Raw genomic sequence first — 17,285 nt, 5'->3', positions numbered from 1 at the left:
AATTGGAAGAGCTTGAAACGAAAAGATGACATGAGCGCTACTCTGTGCTTTTTGTCACACGGGGAGTGGTTTAGTGTCCAGCGATAAGCAAAATTTGTTACAACGCGATAGGCTTGCTGCCATTCAACAATTACGTGAGCGTATGGTTTCAGCGACCTCCATGCAGGCCGCAGCTGGTATGCCCGGAACGGAAAGTGCCCCCACGGTTGTTGGTGAGCAATATCTGGTCTTCTCTATCGAGAACTTTGAGTTCGCTGTGAAGGCTGGTCAGGTACAAGGTGTGGAGCGCCTCGGCGAACTTACTCCTGTGCCCAATGTTGCGGCGTGGGTAAAGGGCGTGATGAACTTGCGTGGCTCAATTATTTCTGTAGTTGATTTACGCCAGTTTCTAGAGCTAGGGGTATCATCGCCTACCGCGCGCACGCGTCTGTTGTCGTTGCAGGAAAATGACATGGTAATTAGTTTCATTGTTGATAGTGTGAGCGAGATGCTTCCCATCCCTGATACGGCTATTCTCAATGGAAATATGCGCCAGGCTACTCTTCCCCATTGGGCAGCCCCCTATGCTGCTGGGTGTGCGTTGTTGTCGAATCGCGTGCTGGTTTTACTGGATGTGGCACGCCTACTCTTCTCCGAAAAAATGCAGCGCTATGAAGCCATAGGCTAACGGGTCCATGGTGTCCAGCTTGAGGTCGATCGTAAATTTCTAGGAGGTCTGGCGGATGAATCCTGATCGCAACAAGGGGTCTGTCGACGGTATCATGCAGTGGAGTATAGTTAGTTCACTGCTTGTCACGTTGCTGGCCTTCGTGGTCTTAATCATAGTATCTCTACAACAAGCAAACGGCGGCCCTCTGGTTGGCTGGATCATTGGGATTGCCATTGTTGTGTTGCTCACTATCGTCGTTATTAATTATTTAATGCAGAGACGTATTAAAGATCGTGTGCAATCCCTGGTAGAAGTTTGTCGCGAATATGCGAATGGAGATCGCAGCGCGCGCGTGGCGGTCAGCGGAGATGACGACTTTGCTGTCCTGGCGATGTCTATTAATTCCTTGTTTGAGCAGCCTGGCGCGGGCGGCAATGCTAGCCTGGGAAGCGCCGGTAGCGATGCCGCGGCCCTACAGGCACAGATTGAGAAGTTGCTGCAAGAGGTAAGCGCAGTTGGTGATGGTGATCTTCGCGTACAAGCTGAGGTAACTCCAGATACACTGGGTGTGTTGGCGGACTCATTTAACTATATGATCGAAGAGCTTGCGAAGGTCGTCGGACGCGTGCAGTCAACGGCGGTGCAGGTCACGAATGCGACCCGCCGTATTCTGGATCGCTCCAATGAACTGACCCAGGCCTCCGAGGCCCAGGTGGCGCAGATCTCGCAGACAACCGAGGCCGTTGAGGCCCTGGCCGTCTTCATTCAAAACGTCGCCAAAAACGCTCAGCAGAGCGTGGAGGTATCGCAGCAGGCGCTGCGTAATGCTACAGCTGGCCAACAGGCCGTGCGTCAGACGATTGAAGGTATGATGCTCATTCGTGAGAACGTGCAGGATACCGCGAAGAAAATTAAACGCCTGGGTGAGCGCTCCAACGAGATCGGCGAAATCGTGCGTATCATCGAAGATATCGCTGATCAGACAAACTTGCTGGCGCTGAACGCCGCTATTCAGTCTGCGATGGCTGGTGAGCATGGTCGCGGTTTCGCGGTCGTTGCCGATGAGATCCGCCTCCTGGCTGAGCGTTCGACCGAGTCAACCAAGCGTATCGCGACTCTGGTCAAGAGTATTCAGGGCGATACCTACGAAGCGGTTGTCGCTATGGAAGACAGCACACAAGAGGTTGTCAAAGGCTCACAGCTCGCGGATAACGTCGAACGTTCATTGAACTCTATCTACGCTGACGTTGAGCGCCAGGCGCAGATGATTGAGAACATCGCCCACGCCGCGAACGAGCAGACAACTGTCTCTGAGGCGGTGGCGGTGGCCATGGGTCGCATCTCTGAAATCACGCGTCAGACGGACGCCGGTACACAGGAGGCCGCGGTCAGCGTGAGCTACCTGGCGGAACTGGCGGAACAACTGCGCGCATCGGTGTCGACCTTCCGCTTGCCTGAGCACGCCAATGATGCCGCGGGTGGCTCCTTCCCCAGCATGTCTTCGCTCGCTGGATTGCCCTCGGGCAATGATGGCTTTGGTGTGCCCGGCATCGCCGGTCCTGGTGGCGATATGGGTTGGGGCGACAACCAGGGCTTCCCTAATGCCTTCCCGCCTCTGCCTGAGCCAGACAACGACTCGCTAATTGCGCTGGGCTCGCGCTCCGGTGCCAGCGGTTTTAATAGTCAGCCTGACTTCGGCGATCCTATGGGCGGCTTTGGTCAGCCCGACCAGTTCGGCTATAATGGTCAGCAAGGCTTCAACGGACAGCAAGGCTTTAATAGCCAGCAGGGTTTTGGTGGACAGCAAGGCTTCAACGGACAGCAAGGTTCTAACGGACAGCAAGGCTTCAACGGACAGCAAGGTTCTAACGGACAGCAAGGCTTTAACAGCCAGCAGGGTTTTGGTGGACAGCAAGGCTTTAACGGACAGCAGGGTTTTAGTGGGCAGCAAGGCTTTGGCGACTTCGGTGGTGGTATGGAGAACTCAGGAGGATTGAATAGTGGCTTTGGGCGTTCTCAGACCTCACTGCCAGGCATTGGCGCCCCGAATTCGGGTGCCTTCCCAATGCCACCCAATACCCCTCCCGGGTCCTTCTCTCAGCCTGGTTTTCAGGGTCCTGCCTCACTACCCGGCTATCCGCAAGACCAGCCTAATGGACAACAGCGGCAGCCACAACAGCCGCGCTGGTCATCAAGCGAGCAGAATCCCGACCAGTATCGCTTCGGTCAGGATCAACCGCCCTTCCAGCGATAATGGCTACGTGCTTGTAGTGAAAAGCAATATATAGCAGGTTAGTGTTAGGTGGCCTCTCCACATGGGGAGTTCACCTAACACTGCGATAGTTAAGTGGGTAAGCGCAACATGTCGAATACATTTGATAAACTATCCGTCCTTGATTCGTTTATCGAAGAGGTGAATAGCTATCTGCCAGAAATCGAGAAGAACCTGGAGAAACTGGCCCTTTCACCAAACGACATGGATGCCCTTGAAGAAACATACCGGCGAACGCACACAATCGGTGGCTCCGCTTCCATGATGGACTTCCCGGGTCTGGCTCATGTCGCTCATGGAATGGAAGATATCTTAGGTGATGCTTTAGATGGTTTAACGACACTCGATGAGCCTACGCTAGGTCTACTGCATCGTTCGTTAGGTCGGTTGCATCAACTCTTAGAGGGTATCCGTAACGGGATTGATGAGGATGCGATTATTGCGGAGGATGATGCGGACTATGCGCGCTATCGAGCCATGGTGGACGCCTCAAGCGAGGTTCCCACACCACAGGCGACGGGCGCTCATAAGTTCTCGCTAGAGGAGATGGCGCCGTTTACGACGACATCCCAGAGCTACGATCCGGGATATCAGCCGTTTGGTATTCCTGTGCCGCCGACAACTCCAAGTGCGGCCCCCATGCCATCTTTTGATGAAGTGTTGGAGTCATTCCGCACTCCCAGTACTTCGTCCAATGATGATCTTGCGTGGCCAGAGGCGTTCTCCTCGCCCGCACAACCTGTAGAGCCTGCTCCGGCTCCTCAACCATCTGCCCCGCTAGCGCAGGGGCAGCCTACCTCGTCGTCGTCATCGTCATCGTCATCCAGTGCGCTGGAAGAGCTGATGGCCTCGATGCGCTCAATGCCGCCTATACCGCCGCAGACACCCTTTGCGGTCTCTCCCCCTTCCTATGGAGAGTCACAACGGCCTCAGCCCGTGGAGGAGGAGACGCCAGGCGTGCCAGAGACGTACACTTCGTGGCAGTCAGACATGAGTGGCATGGCAAGCAATGAGGATGTGGTACAGCCCAACCTCTCGGATCTGGCAAACTTTGCGCAGGTCGAGGTTGAGCAGTGGCCCCTGGTACCAGAGCAGTCGACGCCCTCCAGCTTGGCCACGCCAACGTTCCAGGCTGAAGAGTTGCCCGTCCACTATGCATCATCCACGCCTGAGCCGGCGCCCGCGCAGCTTGAATCACAATATACTCAACAATACTCGCCTTTCGCCCCTGAATCACAGATATCGCAGCCTGCTTCCCTGCCCCTGGCTCACTCTGGTTCGCTGCCACAGAGCTATGAGCAAGCGCAACGCGAGGCACAGAATCTCCTTTCCCAGGTTGCTTCGCTACAGGAGGTTATCTCCCAGTTACGCGGCTCCATTGAGATTATCGAGGAGCAGCGCAAGGAGTTCCGTGGCTTCCTGGATGGCTCTAAGGATGCGCTTGATCGCATGGAGGATTGGGCTGGGCGCGCCATGGGTCTGAACCTGCGCAATAGTCCTGAGCAGGTGCGGCGCTATCTCCCACTGTCGGTGATGTGGGTCTCTAATAGCAAGCTGAAGAAGGTGCTGGAGCGCCTGAAACATATCTCGGGTGGCGTTGAGACCACCGATGAGCAGGTTCAGGGAACCATTTCACAACTGCAAGCCTCGATAGAGTCCTGTGGGTTGGCCTTCCGGCAGTTGCAGGAGCGCTTCCAGCAGGCCCAGAACGCGCCTGTCTTCAAGCAAGAGGACGGCTGGACCCCCTGGGAGATGCAGAACAATGCTCAGCCGGAGACGGTGCGCGAGCGCGTCGTCTTCGAGCGCCAGGGCGATATGCAATCCCTGCGAGCTGAGATCGCGGCCCAGGTGCGTGAGGAGCTTGAACACGAGATCCGTGAGGAGATGCGTCGCGAGTATGAGAGCAAGGCGCCCCAGTCTTCCGTGAGTGGCTCCCAGGCGACCGCGTTCCCGCGAACAAACGAGTCCATTCCTGATCTTGAGCATCGCCTACGCAACGAGATCGAGATCCAGGTGCGCCAGGAGTTCCTGAGCCAGATTTCAACCATGGAACCATCCGCCCTGGGTGGTGCCCCTGAGGTTGCCGCCCGCGAGGCTCAGACCTTGGCCTCGCCAAACTTTCAGGATCGGGCACGTCAATCGCTGGGAGGCGAGGTCACGATGCCCTCGAGGTCCCAGCCTCTGGTGCCACCACAGCCGCAGCCCTCGCGCTCGGCCCCTGCACCCAAGCCTGCTCCCTCTGCGCCCGCGCCAGCTCAGTCCTTTGGAGCTGAGTTCGCCGATGAGGCCGCGGAGATCTTCCGCATGGAGGCTGAAGAGCATCTCCAAAGTATCAGCGTCCACGTGGCAGCCCTGGAGAATGATCCCAATAACAGCGAATTGATCCAGGGTATTCGCCGTGCCATGCATACGCTCAAGGGTGCGGCTGGCATGATGGGCTTCCGCGCCATTGCCGATCTCTCACATGCCTCTGAGGATCTACTGGATAGCATTATGGAGGGAACCACGCATATCACGTCGGACGTGGTTAGCGTGATCCTGGACACCGCCGAGGCGCTGGATAGCATGATTACCCACCTGGATGTATCGCTTAGCTCTGATGAGACGCGAGCGCAGTCACTGCGGGCGCGTTACTCCGAGCTTCTGGGTGGACACACCCCCTCGACGGCTATAGAGGAAGATCTGAGCGAGTACGAGGATCAGCCGGCGAGCGATGTCGCCTTCTCCTCTAGCGTGGTGGGCGAGGATGAGCCCATCACTGGTGAGCTTGGCTCGACGCGTACGGCGCGTAGCGACCTGAACGTGCGTGTACGCCTGCAAAAACTGGATGAGCTGGTCAATCTCTTCGGCGAGCTGCTGGTCAACCGTAGCGTGCTGGAAGAGCGCATTCAGCGTCTGGTGCGCCTGGTCGCGGACGTAGGTGTCAGTAGCAATCGCCTGCAAGATGTTGGCCAGAAACTGGAGTCGCGCTTTGAGGCTGCAACTCTGCCCAGCGGTCGTAAACTTGAGGTTTCCAACAACGAGGGTGAGCAGGGCCTGGTGCTCGTGAATAACGGCATGCAGCGTGTGCCTTCGCACCTGGCAGAGTTCGACGAACTGGAGCTGGACCGCTACACGGAGTTCCACCAGCTCACACGTGGTCTGAGCGAAGGCATCTCCGATATGTCAACGCTGAGCACGGAGATGGAGGGCGTCATTCGTGAGTGTGAAAGCGTCTTCGCGCGTGAGAATCGCCTGAGCACAACCTTCCAGGATAGACTAATGAAGGTGCGCCTGGTCCCTTTGGCGACGATGGCCCCGCGCCTCTATAGAGCGGCGCGCGCGGTCGCCCTCAAACAGGGGAAAGATTTCCAGTTCCTGCTCGAAGGCGAGGAGACCGAGGTAGATCGTACAGTTTTCGAAGAGATCTCTGGTCCCCTGCTGCACTTGATGCGTAACGCCGTCAACCATGCCCTGGATCGCCCGGAGGTACGCCAGCAGAAAGGCAAAGCCCCCACGGGTATGATCAAGCTCTCCGCGGGCTACGAGGGTAACCAGGTTGTGATTACGGTGCGCGATGACGGTAAGGGTCTTGATCCAGATACCATTCGCCAGACGGCGATTGAGCGCGGCCTGATCCGTCCCAGCCAGTCTCTGAGTGAGGGTGATGTCATTGACCTGATCTTCCGTCCTGGCTTCTCAACGGCCCAGGTCCTGAGTGAGGAGAGCGGTCGTGGCGTCGGCCTCGACGTGGTACGCGATAGTGTGTCACGCCTGCGAGGAACGCTGGAGGTTGAGTCGGCGCCAGGACAGGGCACGGCCTTTACTATGAAGTTCCCGACTAGCCTGGCCATTCAGAACGCGATGATGGTGCGCGTGGCGAGCCAGCAGTTCGCGATTCCGACCCTGGTAGTGGAGTCGATTGGACGCCTGGATAGCTTTAAGCGCTCCATGCTTGGCAATCAGCCAGCCGTCTTGATCCGCAATGAGCTTTATCCATTGCATCTGCTCTCGCAGTATCTCTCGTTGCCAGCCAGCTCGATTGATGATCGCGCACAGTTGCTGATCGTCAATGCCGGCGGTCATCGCATGGCCTTGATTGTTGATGAGATCAAGGGACGCTACGATATCGTGATGAAGAACATGGGGCCGCACCTGCGCCAGGTCCATGGTATCGCGGGCGCGACAGTCCTTGGTAACGGCCAGGTCGTGCTGATTCTGGAAATGAACAACCTGCTCACCGCCCGCGTCAGGGCGGCGAACCCATCGCCTGTTACCAGCAGGCCGACTGCCGCGCAACAGCCCCAGGCTATGCTGGCAGCGGTACGTCAAAATGTCGATCTGCCGAAGTCGGGACGCGCCACGACGTCGATGATGCAACCAGTTGGCCCGGCGCGTAGCGCGTCGGCTGAACGTGGTAAGCATATCCTGGTCGTGGATGATAGTCCCAGCGTGCGCCGTGTCGTCGGTAACATGTTGAAGCAGCATAACTGGGAAATACAGGTGGCCCGCGATGGCGTCGAAGCCCTGGAGATGATCTCCCAGGAGACACCGGCTGCGGTCCTGCTGGATATCGAGATGCCCCGCATGGATGGGTATGAGTTGATCGCGACGGTACGCGCGCAGGAGCAATACCGCACGCTACCACTGGTGGTGCTGACCTCCCGCGCCGCCACAAAGCACCAGCAGCGTGCGATGCAGCTTGGTGCGAGCGCCTACGTGATCAAGCCATACCAGGACGAAGATTTGTTGAATACGCTCAATACGCTGGTCTACGGCGCGCCCGTACGCTAGCGAGGTAGTTCATGTGGTGGGTGCGTGCTGGTGCCCCGCGGGGCACCAGCACGCACCCACCACATGAAACCCTGGGTTTGTTATGAGACGATGTTCGAGAGGAGTGTTACGATGGGGGTCGAACGATCCGTCACTCGTTGGTATGTTGAGCGCCAGATGCTGCTGAGCGAGATCTCAGCGCTAGAAGCAAAGCTGACGCCCGACACCAGCAAGGAAGCGAGCGCGAACACAGAGAGCGCGACGCCGTCCCAGGCGGACGAGGTCGCGCAGCAGGTCTCCCAGGCGCAGCAGAAACTGCATCTCCTGGGTCCCTGTCCTAAACCCATAATGGGTTAGTTCCTTAAGCGAAAACCAACGCCGCTCTCGCGGCTAGCGCTAGCGCGCTCAGGTTTTCGAAAGGCACTACGCCGTATGGCTGCCAGCCAGAGCGACCACCCTTTCAGCGATGCGCTGGCCCATCTCTTTCGTACCCAGGATCTTCTTACCCTCTTCGCGTAGATCCTCCGTACGATACCCCGCCTGAATGCACTGCTCCACCGCGGCCTCAATGGTCGCGGCTTCTTCTTTTAGCCCCAGTGAATGTCGCAGCAACATGGCCGCCGTGAGGATGGCCGCGATCGGGTTGGCCTTGTTCTGGCCCGCGATATCGGGCGCGGAGCCGTGAATAGGCTCATAGAGGCCAAAGATGCCATGCTCAGTCCGGCGTGTGCCCAGGCTGGCAGAGGGGAGCATACCCATCGACCCGGCGAGCATGGAGGCCTCATCCGTCAGGATATCGCCAAAGAGGTTCTCGGTCACAATCACGTCGAAGCTGGCGGGTCGGCGAATCAGGTGCATGGCGCAGGCGTCGACCAGCAGGTGCTCAAAGGCGACGTCCGGGTAGTCCTTGCTCACCCGCTCGGCCACGCGCCGCCAGAGGACAGACGAGCTGAGAACGTTGGCCTTATCGACCGAGGTGACCTTCTTGCGCCGCTCGCGCGCCAGGTCAAAGGCCACGCGCACAATGCGCTCGATCTCGGCCTCGGTGTAAAGCAGGGTATCAATGGCCTCGTAGCCCTGGGGGGTCTCGCGGATCTCGCTGGGCTTGCCGGGAACGCTCGGTTCCAGGTGCCCATAGTAGAGGCCCCCGGTCAGCTCGCGAACCACGATCAGATCAACGCCCTGGAGGATCTCGGGCTTAATGGATGAGGCATCGAGCATGGCGGGCGAGGGGCGGACCGGGCGCAGGTTGGCGAAGAACTGGAGTCCCTTGCGCAGGCGGAAGAGCGCCTCCTCAGGTTTGACCGCCGCGCCGGGCTGAGCGCCACCGACCGCGCCAAAGAGAATGGCATCGCTACCCTGGCAGACGGCCAGAGTTTCGTCAGAGATGGCCTTGCCCTCGGCCTCAATGGCGGCCAGGCCTACCAGGCCATACTGGAAATGAAAGCTATGGCCATACTGCCGGGCGATAGCCTGTAAAACGTGAACAGCCTGCTCAGTCACTTCGGGACCAATGCCGTCACCGGGCAGGACCGCGATAGAGTAAGTTCCTTGAGTTCCCAAAATAAAACTCCTTTATGCACGTACAGCGTGCGACTTCACACAGGGGACATGAGTCTAATGGCGCAAAGAGATGCTACCCTAAGCGGGGAGCGGGTGTATCTTTCTTTCGTGTCTACTCTGAAGGGAGGCGTGCGCCAATGTGTCATCTGCATATCAGTAATCTTAACCCATGGGCCCTACGTGTAACAAGTATATGTTATATGTGAGGTGCGGTGCCCCAGGCAACGCCGGGGCACCGCACCTTACATATAACCCCTGGGCGCCGCAGGCGCGAAGAGGCTTTAAGGGCGTACAAAAGGGGGAAAGAGGCAGCGCGAAGCTGTGGCACCGCTCGACCGGACGTGCTATAATAGGCGCAAGGTGGAATGTACAAACAAGCAAAACTGTACAAGATAACCCCCGTAATTATCTCTTGCCCTGCCAAATCTAAACCGAGCAATAGGTGCTGCTAAGCCTTTGCATTAGGAGTTCTATACGTTATGAGCAGCAATTTTAGTGACAATGGGAACGGCCCTGAGGGTGGTCTGCGGCGCAAGCCCATTCCACTGTCAATGGCCTCTGGTCCCCATGAATATACCCCTGGTGACCAGGAGTTACCCGTTCAGCTGACGAGCCTGGCCGATATGTTGCAATGGGCGCAAAACTGGGCACGCTCAAAATCTGTCTGGCCGTTGGGATATGGCCTGGCGTGTTGCGCGATTGAGATGATCGCCTCTGCCTCTGCCCCCCAGTATGACCTCTCGCGTTTCGGTTCTGAGGTCTTCCGTTCCAGCCCAAGACAGGCAGACCTGATGATCGTCGCGGGTACGGTGTCGATTAAAATGGGTCCCCGCCTGCGCTTGCTGTACGAGCAAATGCCTGAACCCAAATGGGTGATCAGCATGGGACAGTGTGCCAACTCTGGCGGCGAGTTCTATGATAGCTACTATACCGTTCAGGGTGTGGACACGATTGTGCCAGTTGATGTGTATATTCCTGGTTGCCCTCCTCGCCCCGAAGCGCTGATCGAGGGCCTGCTGAAGCTGCGCGAGAAGATTGCGAAACAGGGCCTCAAAGTGCGTGGTGAGAAGGAGATTGAGGTATAGCGTATGCGTGGTATCCTTGAAGGGATGAGCCTGACCTTTAGTCATATGTTTCGCCCAAAGGTCACGCGTCTCTATCCATATGAGAAGCCGAAGCTGCCACCCCGCAGCCGTGGTTTGATCCAATTGATTGCGCAAGAGGGCCTCAAGACAGAGTTTAACCTGAAGTGTGAAGCCTGTCTGTTGTGTGAGAAGGCCTGTCCTCCGCGCGCGATCACCATTGAGTACGAGCCGATGTACGAGTGGAGGGAACGCCCCTGGTATAAGTCGTACATCCGCGATGGTGCTGAGAAGTTTACCCCGCGCAAGCTAGGGACCGCCTCCGGCGAGCCCAAAGCTGGATTCTACAAGACGCGTATCTCTGAGTACGCCGTAGACTACTTCAATAAGCCCGTCGCCCCCTGCGTGACCACCCCAGTCAAAGACGAACTGGAGCCGCAGATCGACCTGAGTCAGGTGGACGCCTTGATCGAACAGTGGCCCTATGACGCGGCCTCGCTCCCTGGCCTGCTAGATGCAATCATGGATATGTATGGCTATCTTTCATTGCAGGCGGCTAAGCGTGTGGTCCAGGCGCGTGGTGTTGACCTGAGCGATGTGTTCGGTATCGCCACTATGAGTCCGAAGTTTAAACCCGCACCCGCGGTCAAAGGCATTACGCGCGACGATCAGCCAGAACGAGGATGGGCGCCCGATAAGCGTGGTGTGTGGGGAAATATCCATCATGTGAGGCAGCCAAATGCCTGAGAAGAAAAATGTAAATCGTCTCTTGAGGCAGCAGGATGACCGCGATGTACGCGGGCTTGCTGCCTATCGTAGTGCCGGCGGCTATAGCGCGCTCGAGAGTGCGCTACGCCAGAACACGCCCAACCAGATTATCCAGCAGGTGACGGATGCCAGGCTGCGTGGTCGTGGTGGTGCTGGTCGCCTGACCGGCGAGAAATGGCGCGTTGTGCGTTCAACCGACGACGACCAGAAGTATGTTATTTGTAATGCCTATGATGCCGATAGCCGCTCCCTGGCGGCCCGCCTCTTGCTGGAGTACAATCCACACCAGGTCATCGAGGGCATCATCCTGGCAGCCTACGCGGTAGGTGCGTCTGAGGCGTATCTCTTTACGCGCAGCCTGTACAAAGAAGGCATTCAGACGGTGCAGGCCGCGTTGCAGGAAGCGCTCGAGGCCAACCTGGTCGGACGTGATATCCTGGGGACCGACTTTAGCTGCACCATCTCAGTGGTCGCAGTAGACCTTGGCTTTATCGGTGGCGAGGAGACGGTGCAAATTGCCGCCATCAAGGGACGTCGTGGTATGCCTGAGCAGCGCCCACCCTTCCCAGCCCAATACGGTCTGTGGGATAAACCAACGGCGATCAATAGCGTGGAGACGCTGGCTAACGTGCCCGTAATTGTGCGTGAAGGCCCGGGCGCATTCGCTCAGACCGGCACGAGCATTACCGGCGGCAGCAAGATCCTGACGGTCTATGGCGCGGGTGCCGAGAGCGAGCCATGTGTGATCGAGGTGCCCTTTGGAACCACCATTCGCGATATCCTGACGCGTGCAGGAGTCAATGCGAGCGCCAACGATATCCGTGGCGTGGTGGTCGGTGGTGCCGAAGGTGGAGCCCTGCCTCCTTCTCTGCTGGATACGATCTTTGATTACGATCCCATTGAAGCGGCCGGTGCGATAGTTGGCTCTGGCGTGATTGAGGTCCTGCCCGTCGATACCTGCATGGTGGCATGGGCAATGGAGCGGAGCCGCTATCTGAGCAAAGAGTCTTGTGGAAAGTGCGTTCCCTGTCGTCTGGGTGTGAAGCGCATTACAGGAATTCTTGAGGGTGTCGTAAGCGATCTGGGCGTCAATGGCGACCTGGATGTGCTCGATGAGTTTGCGCAGTATGTCCCCAATGGCTCACTCTGTGGCTTTGGTGTACAGGCAACCAACCCCTTGAAGACCGCGAAGCGTTACTGGCCGGAACACTTCACCATGCATGTGCAGGAGTTGCAGTGTCCGACCGGAAAATGCGCGCCAGTGCGCTCTCATCGTTTCGTGACGAAGCACGTTTTGCCGTAGTCAGCGATGCGAAGAGGATAAGTATTCATGGCAATTACAATTAGAGATAATTTTTCTGTCAGCACTCGGGAGCAGACACCTCTCGTTCGTAACGAGGTCGGCCATCCTAGTTTTACCCTAACCATTGATGGCAAGGTCATGCAGGCTTACGAAGGCCAGACCATTCTGAGTGTGGCGGTTGATAATGGGATTGAAGATATCCCTAATCTGTGTAATGATGAGAAGCTAGAGCCAACCTCGGCCTGCCGCATGTGCCTGGTGCACATTGATGGCGTCGACCGGCCTCTGCCCTCATGTAACACACCTGCTCAGCCCGGCATGACGGTGACGACGAACTCGGATGAGCTCTTCCATATTCGCCGCACCAACCTGGAGATGATGCTCTCCGACCACAATGCCTACTGTCAGCCTCCCTGCCAGGTCGAGTGTCCAACCCACATCGATATCCCTGGCTACCTGGAGCTGATCGCGCAGGGCTCGATGAAAGAGGCCGCACGCCTGGTTAAAGAGGTGCTGCCCTTCCCCTATATCCTGGGCCTGGTCTGCCCGGCTCCCTGTCAGAAGGGCTGCCGCCGTGCGCTGGTCGAGGAAGAGATCGCTATCTGTCGCATGCATGGTCATGCCGCTGAGACCTGCCTGCTTGATCCTCCCGTGCCCTACGAGAAGGATCCAGCCACTGGCAAGAAGGTCGCGGTCATCGGTGCTGGCCCGGCTGGTATGGCCTGTGCCTACTACCTGGCCCTACGCGGTCACCAGGTCAAGATCTTCGACAAGCAGCCACAGGCTGGTGGTATGTTGCGTTATGGCATTCCTGAATATCGCTTGCAGAAGGATATGATGGATCGCGAGCTGCAGCACGTACTTGACCTGGGTGCCGAGATCCAGTTTAACGTCGAGCTTGGCAAAGACTTCACGGTAGATGACCTCTTCGCCTTGGGCTACGACGCCATCTACCTGGCGATCGGTGCCTGGACTAGTAATCCACTGAAGATCGAAGGTGAGGATGCCGAGGGCGTGGTTAACGCTATCGCCTTCCTGGGTGAAAAGGTCGAGGGTAAGTTCGTTCCCGTACGCGAGAGCGACGAGGTCGTCGTTATCGGTGGTGGTTTCACTGCCTTCGACTGTACCCGTACCTCGCTGCGCCTGGGCGCGAAGGTCCACACCATGTACCGCCGCGGTCGCAGTGAGATGGGCGCGACTGAAGAAGAGGTTGAGGATGGTGAGGCCGAGGGTACGCACCTGCAGCTCTATGTGAGTCAGACGCGCATCATCACCGAGAGTGGCAAGGTCAAGGGCGTGGAGTTCCAGCGCAACAAGCTGGGTGAGCCAGACGCCAGTGGTCGCCGCCGCCCGGTTCCCGTTCCCGGCTCCGAGTTCATCGTCGGTTGTAACACGGTCGTCCCGGCCATCGGTCAGAAACCCGATGAGCGCGTACTCGACTCCAAGTCGGGTGTGAAGTGGACCAAGTGGAGCACGATCCAGACCAATCCTCATAACTTCATGACGGACCGTCACGGCGTCTTCGCTGGTGGTGACTGCCAGATGGGCGCTAAGACCGTTATTGAGTGTATCGCTCAGGGCAAACTGGGTGCGCGCTCAATGCATGCCTTCCTGATGGGTGAGGACATGGACGAGGTCTCCCGCCGCCTGGAGCTGGAGGAGCGCAAGCCCGACCTCTTCGACATCGTGCCCTACAAGCCGGTCGAACCCAAGGTCAAGATGCCGATGCTCCCCTATGAGGAGCGCAAGCGCAATTTCAAAATTATTGAGTCAGGGTATGTGCAAGAGCAGGCCCAGCGCGAGGCCGCCCGCTGTCTCCAGTGCGCCTGTCCGGCGGCTGGCCAGTGTGACCTCCAGCGCTACAGTATCGAGCATGGCCTGGCCGACAACCGTTTCCACGACGGTGAGCCGACCGACTACCATGACTACGAGACCGATCTCTCGCATAGCTTCATCCTGCGCGATCCCAACAAGTGCATCAACTGCACGCAGTGTGTTCGCGTCTGCCACGACGTCATCGGTCCCGACTGCTACGGCATGTTTGGTAAGGGTTTTGATACCATCGTCTCGACCCCGTTCAATGTCAGCCTGCATGACACCGACTGCGTCTCCTGTGGCGCCTGTGTCCAGGTCTGCCCAACTGGTTCGCTGATGATGGCCGAGCGCCACCTGACGCGCTACGCCTTCGCGCTGGACCGCTGTATCTTCTGCGGCGATTGCGTCGAGGTCTGCCCTCACGGTGCGCTGGGTGAGACCCCCAACTTCGAGCTCTCGTTCTTCAACCGCTTCGGTGAGGACGTGACCCTGGAGAAGCAGGACCTGGCCCAGGCCCCCAACTACCTGGTCCGCCAGCGTCTGCCCCGCGGCAAGAAAAGCCTGCCCGTCATGAGCCCGCTGGTTCGCCCGCTGCCCGCCCGCGGCATCCGCGAATAACAGCGTCCCTCAGAACGCAAACAAGCAAGAGCGCCAGTTTCCCGCAAGGGAACCGGCGCTCTTCGCTTTGCCTGGCAGCGTCTCGCCTCAGCACCTGCGGTGGTTCGCACAGGGTGGGGCCGGACGGCGCAGCCGTCCGGTCCCACACACCCTTACCCGGCGAACCACGTAGTGGTGAGAAGCCACTTCCTCATCAGGTGTATTCAGCCCTGCTGAAGTGAGTTTCGTGTATCTAGTATTATATGAGGAGCATGATCATGGAGATGTGAGGCAAGAGCAGGCATCCATTCGTGTATCATGGTAGGATAGAGAAGAATTGCCTGCACAGTCGGAGAGAGTTACGATGGCGAAACAACGTGAGTTACGCTTCCCCAAAGGCTTTTTGTGGGGGACTGCCTCCTCGTCGCACCAGTGCGAGGGGGGCAATGTCAATAACCAGTGGTATCGCTGGGAGCAGCAGGGCCACATTCTCAGTGGCGAGGAGTGTGGGCAGGCCGCCAACTGGTGGGAGAACGCCGAGCAGGATTTTGAGCTGGCGGAGCAGATGGAGAATAACGCACTACGTCTGAGCCTGGAGTGGAGCCGCATTGAGCCACGCGAGGGAATATGGGATAGCTCGGCGCTTGAGCGCTATCGCGAGATGCTTCAGGACCTGCGGCGCCGTAATATGACGCCTGTGGTGACGCTACATCACTTTACCGAGCCGCTCTGGTTCGCGGAGCGCGGCGGCTTCGCGCGCGGCGAGAATGTGCGCTACTTCCTGCGCTATGTCAACTATGTGACACAGGCGCTCAAGGATCTGTGCGACTTCTGGGTGACGCTGAATGAGCCAAACGTCTACGCGGTTCAGGGCTACCAGATGGGCGAGTTTCCGCCGGGTGAGCGTGATCTCCTGCGCGCCTTGCGTGTCCTACATAACCTCATGCGTGCCCACGTGGAGGCGTTCTATGCCATCCGTCTACATCAGCCCCAGGCGCGCATTGGCTACTGCCTGCATTACCGCCTTTTCGATCCAGCCTTCTTCCTCTCCCCACTCGATCACGCCGTGGCAGGCGTGCAGGACTCCTACTTCAACTGGAACGCGCTCAAGCTCGCTGAGGAGGGCCGCTACGCCTTCCCCTGGAACCTGCTTACGTCAGGTATTCGGCGCGCTGCAGGCGCCCGCGACTATCACGGGGTCAACTACTATACCCGCGAACTGGTGAGCTTCGATCCAGGTGCGGCAAGCGATGCCTTTGGCAGGCGCTCGGTCCGCCCGGGCGCGGTCTGCAATGATGAGGGGCTGGATGGCCATTTTGGTGAGATCTATCCCGAGGGGATGTATCGCGTCCTGTACGATGTCTACCGGCGCACGCGTGGCAATAAGCCGCTGTACATCAGTGAAAATGGCTTCTGCGATGCCCGCGATGACAGGCGACCAGCAGCGATTCTTGAGCACCTGGCGCAGGCGCATCGCGCCATTCAGGATGGCATTCCGGTGAAGGGCTACTTCTACTGGTCCCTGGTGGACAATTTTGAGTGGAATAATGGCTGGCATGTGCGCTTTGGTCTGATAGACCTGGATCCCCGAACGCAGCGGCGTACGCCCCGGCGCAGTGCCAGTATGTTTGGTGAGATCTGTCGCGCCAACGCGATTACCGAGGAGATTGTGGCGCGTTACGCTCCCAATGCCCTGGAGAGCATCTTTGGTCCTCGCGAGGAGCTACAACATTTGCATGTATAGCTGCTTGATCTGTCAGATTTGACCTTTTGATCCATGGAACATTTGTGCGTCCTTATACGTAGAATCTTTACTCGGGTGTTGTGTTTTTTTGCATCAAGCGTTCATAGCTGATTTATCAAGAGGAATGCATGGATATTACAGCGTCTGGCATCGGCCTGGCCTTCTCATCGGGCATTAACGCCTATATGCCACTCCTGTCATACGCGATCGCGGCGCGTTTCTTTCACCTGTACAAGGTCAACCCTGACTTTGCATATATTACAAGCGACTGGTTTATGATCGCGCTGGCCATCCTGGCCCTGGCCGATCTCTTCGCGGATAAAATCCCTGGTGTGGATCATGTTTGGGATATTATCCATACCGTAGTGCGTCCCATCGCGGGCGCGCTGGTGGCTGCGGCCGCCTCTGGTCATACCTCCGGGGCTGCCCTGGCGATTCCACTGATCGTGGGTGGTAGCATCGCGGGCGTGACGCACGCGACCAAGGCCACCACACGTGCCGCCTCAACCGTAGGAACGGCGGGCTTTCTCAACATCGGGATCAGCATTCTGGAAGACATAGGGATGATTATCTCGGTGATACTCTCGCTGCTGGCGCCGACCGTGATGGTCGTGATTGTCGTGCTCTGTCTCGCGCTCTTCATCTTTGTCGGCACGAAGATCGCCAAGCGGCTGCGCGCGCGTCGCCAGCGTCGCCAGCAGGCCAAAACGATGTCGTCGGTATGACTTTTCGCACCTCTC

The 17,285-nt window shown here is 57.9% G+C and carries 11 protein-coding genes; 10 read left to right on the top strand and 1 reads right to left on the bottom strand.

What is annotated here, in order from left to right:
• The first annotated feature begins 73 nt into the window (after positions 1 to 73).
• The 4 genes from KRAC_RS20835 to KRAC_RS20820 all read left to right on the top strand — a co-directional run bounded on the left by KRAC_RS20835 (position 74) and on the right by KRAC_RS20820 (position 8,030).
• Complete coding sequence (locus KRAC_RS20835; protein ID WP_007910450.1) at positions 74 to 667, top strand: chemotaxis protein CheW; 594 nt, start codon at positions 74 to 76, stop codon at positions 665 to 667.
• Between the two features lie 55 nt (positions 668 to 722).
• The gene (locus tag KRAC_RS62105; protein WP_007910449.1) at positions 723 to 2,903 is read left to right on the top strand and encodes a methyl-accepting chemotaxis protein; all 2,181 of its coding nucleotides are present in this window, start codon (positions 723 to 725) and stop codon (positions 2,901 to 2,903) included.
• A gap of 108 nt (positions 2,904 to 3,011) precedes the next feature.
• Positions 3,012 to 7,694 carry a hybrid sensor histidine kinase/response regulator gene (locus KRAC_RS20825; protein WP_007910448.1) on the top strand — a complete coding sequence of 1,561 codons (4,683 nt, stop codon included), beginning with the start codon at positions 3,012 to 3,014 and terminating at the stop codon, positions 7,692 to 7,694.
• 111 nt (positions 7,695 to 7,805) lie between these two features.
• Positions 7,806 to 8,030 (top strand): hypothetical protein, encoded by a 225-nt coding sequence (locus KRAC_RS20820; protein WP_007910447.1) that lies wholly within the window; start codon positions 7,806 to 7,808, stop codon positions 8,028 to 8,030.
• 66 nt (positions 8,031 to 8,096) lie between these two features.
• Here KRAC_RS20820 and leuB read toward each other — a convergent pair whose 3' ends face one another.
• Positions 8,097 to 9,236 (bottom strand): 3-isopropylmalate dehydrogenase, encoded by a 1,140-nt coding sequence (gene leuB, locus KRAC_RS20815; protein ID WP_007910446.1) that lies wholly within the window; start codon positions 9,234 to 9,236, stop codon positions 8,097 to 8,099.
• Between the two features lie 623 nt (positions 9,237 to 9,859).
• Between leuB and KRAC_RS20810 the strand changes: the two genes are divergently transcribed.
• The 6 genes from KRAC_RS20810 to KRAC_RS20785 all read left to right on the top strand — a co-directional run bounded on the left by KRAC_RS20810 (position 9,860) and on the right by KRAC_RS20785 (position 17,270).
• The gene (locus KRAC_RS20810; RefSeq protein ID WP_211221335.1) at positions 9,860 to 10,321 is read left to right on the top strand and encodes an NADH-quinone oxidoreductase subunit B; all 462 of its coding nucleotides are present in this window, start codon (positions 9,860 to 9,862) and stop codon (positions 10,319 to 10,321) included.
• A 3-nt stretch (positions 10,322 to 10,324) separates the two neighbouring features.
• Positions 10,325 to 11,065: a hypothetical protein gene (locus KRAC_RS62100; RefSeq protein ID WP_007910444.1), complete on the top strand. Its 741-nt coding sequence runs from the start codon at positions 10,325 to 10,327 to the stop codon at positions 11,063 to 11,065.
• Positions 11,058 to 12,389, top strand: a complete 1,332-nt coding sequence (locus KRAC_RS20800) for an NADH-ubiquinone oxidoreductase-F iron-sulfur binding region domain-containing protein (protein WP_007910443.1) — start codon at positions 11,058 to 11,060, stop codon at positions 12,387 to 12,389. Before KRAC_RS62100 ends, KRAC_RS20800 begins: the two co-directional genes overlap by 8 nt.
• Before the next feature lie 27 nt (positions 12,390 to 12,416).
• Positions 12,417 to 14,822 carry an FAD-dependent oxidoreductase gene (locus tag KRAC_RS20795; RefSeq protein ID WP_007910442.1) on the top strand — a complete coding sequence of 802 codons (2,406 nt, stop codon included), beginning with the start codon at positions 12,417 to 12,419 and terminating at the stop codon, positions 14,820 to 14,822.
• 343 nt (positions 14,823 to 15,165) lie between these two features.
• The gene (locus KRAC_RS20790) at positions 15,166 to 16,545 is read left to right on the top strand and encodes a glycoside hydrolase family 1 protein (protein ID WP_007910441.1); all 1,380 of its coding nucleotides are present in this window, start codon (positions 15,166 to 15,168) and stop codon (positions 16,543 to 16,545) included.
• 128 nt (positions 16,546 to 16,673) lie between these two features.
• Complete coding sequence (locus KRAC_RS20785) at positions 16,674 to 17,270, top strand: DUF4126 domain-containing protein (protein ID WP_007910440.1); 597 nt, start codon at positions 16,674 to 16,676, stop codon at positions 17,268 to 17,270.
• Positions 17,271 to 17,285: the final 15 nt, after the last annotated feature.

It is taken from the genome of Ktedonobacter racemifer DSM 44963, from assembly GCF_000178855.1.
In the GTDB taxonomy this organism is placed as follows: domain Bacteria; phylum Chloroflexota; class Ktedonobacteria; order Ktedonobacterales; family Ktedonobacteraceae; genus Ktedonobacter; species Ktedonobacter racemifer.
This window is presented reverse-complemented; position numbering and strand designations above follow the sequence as displayed.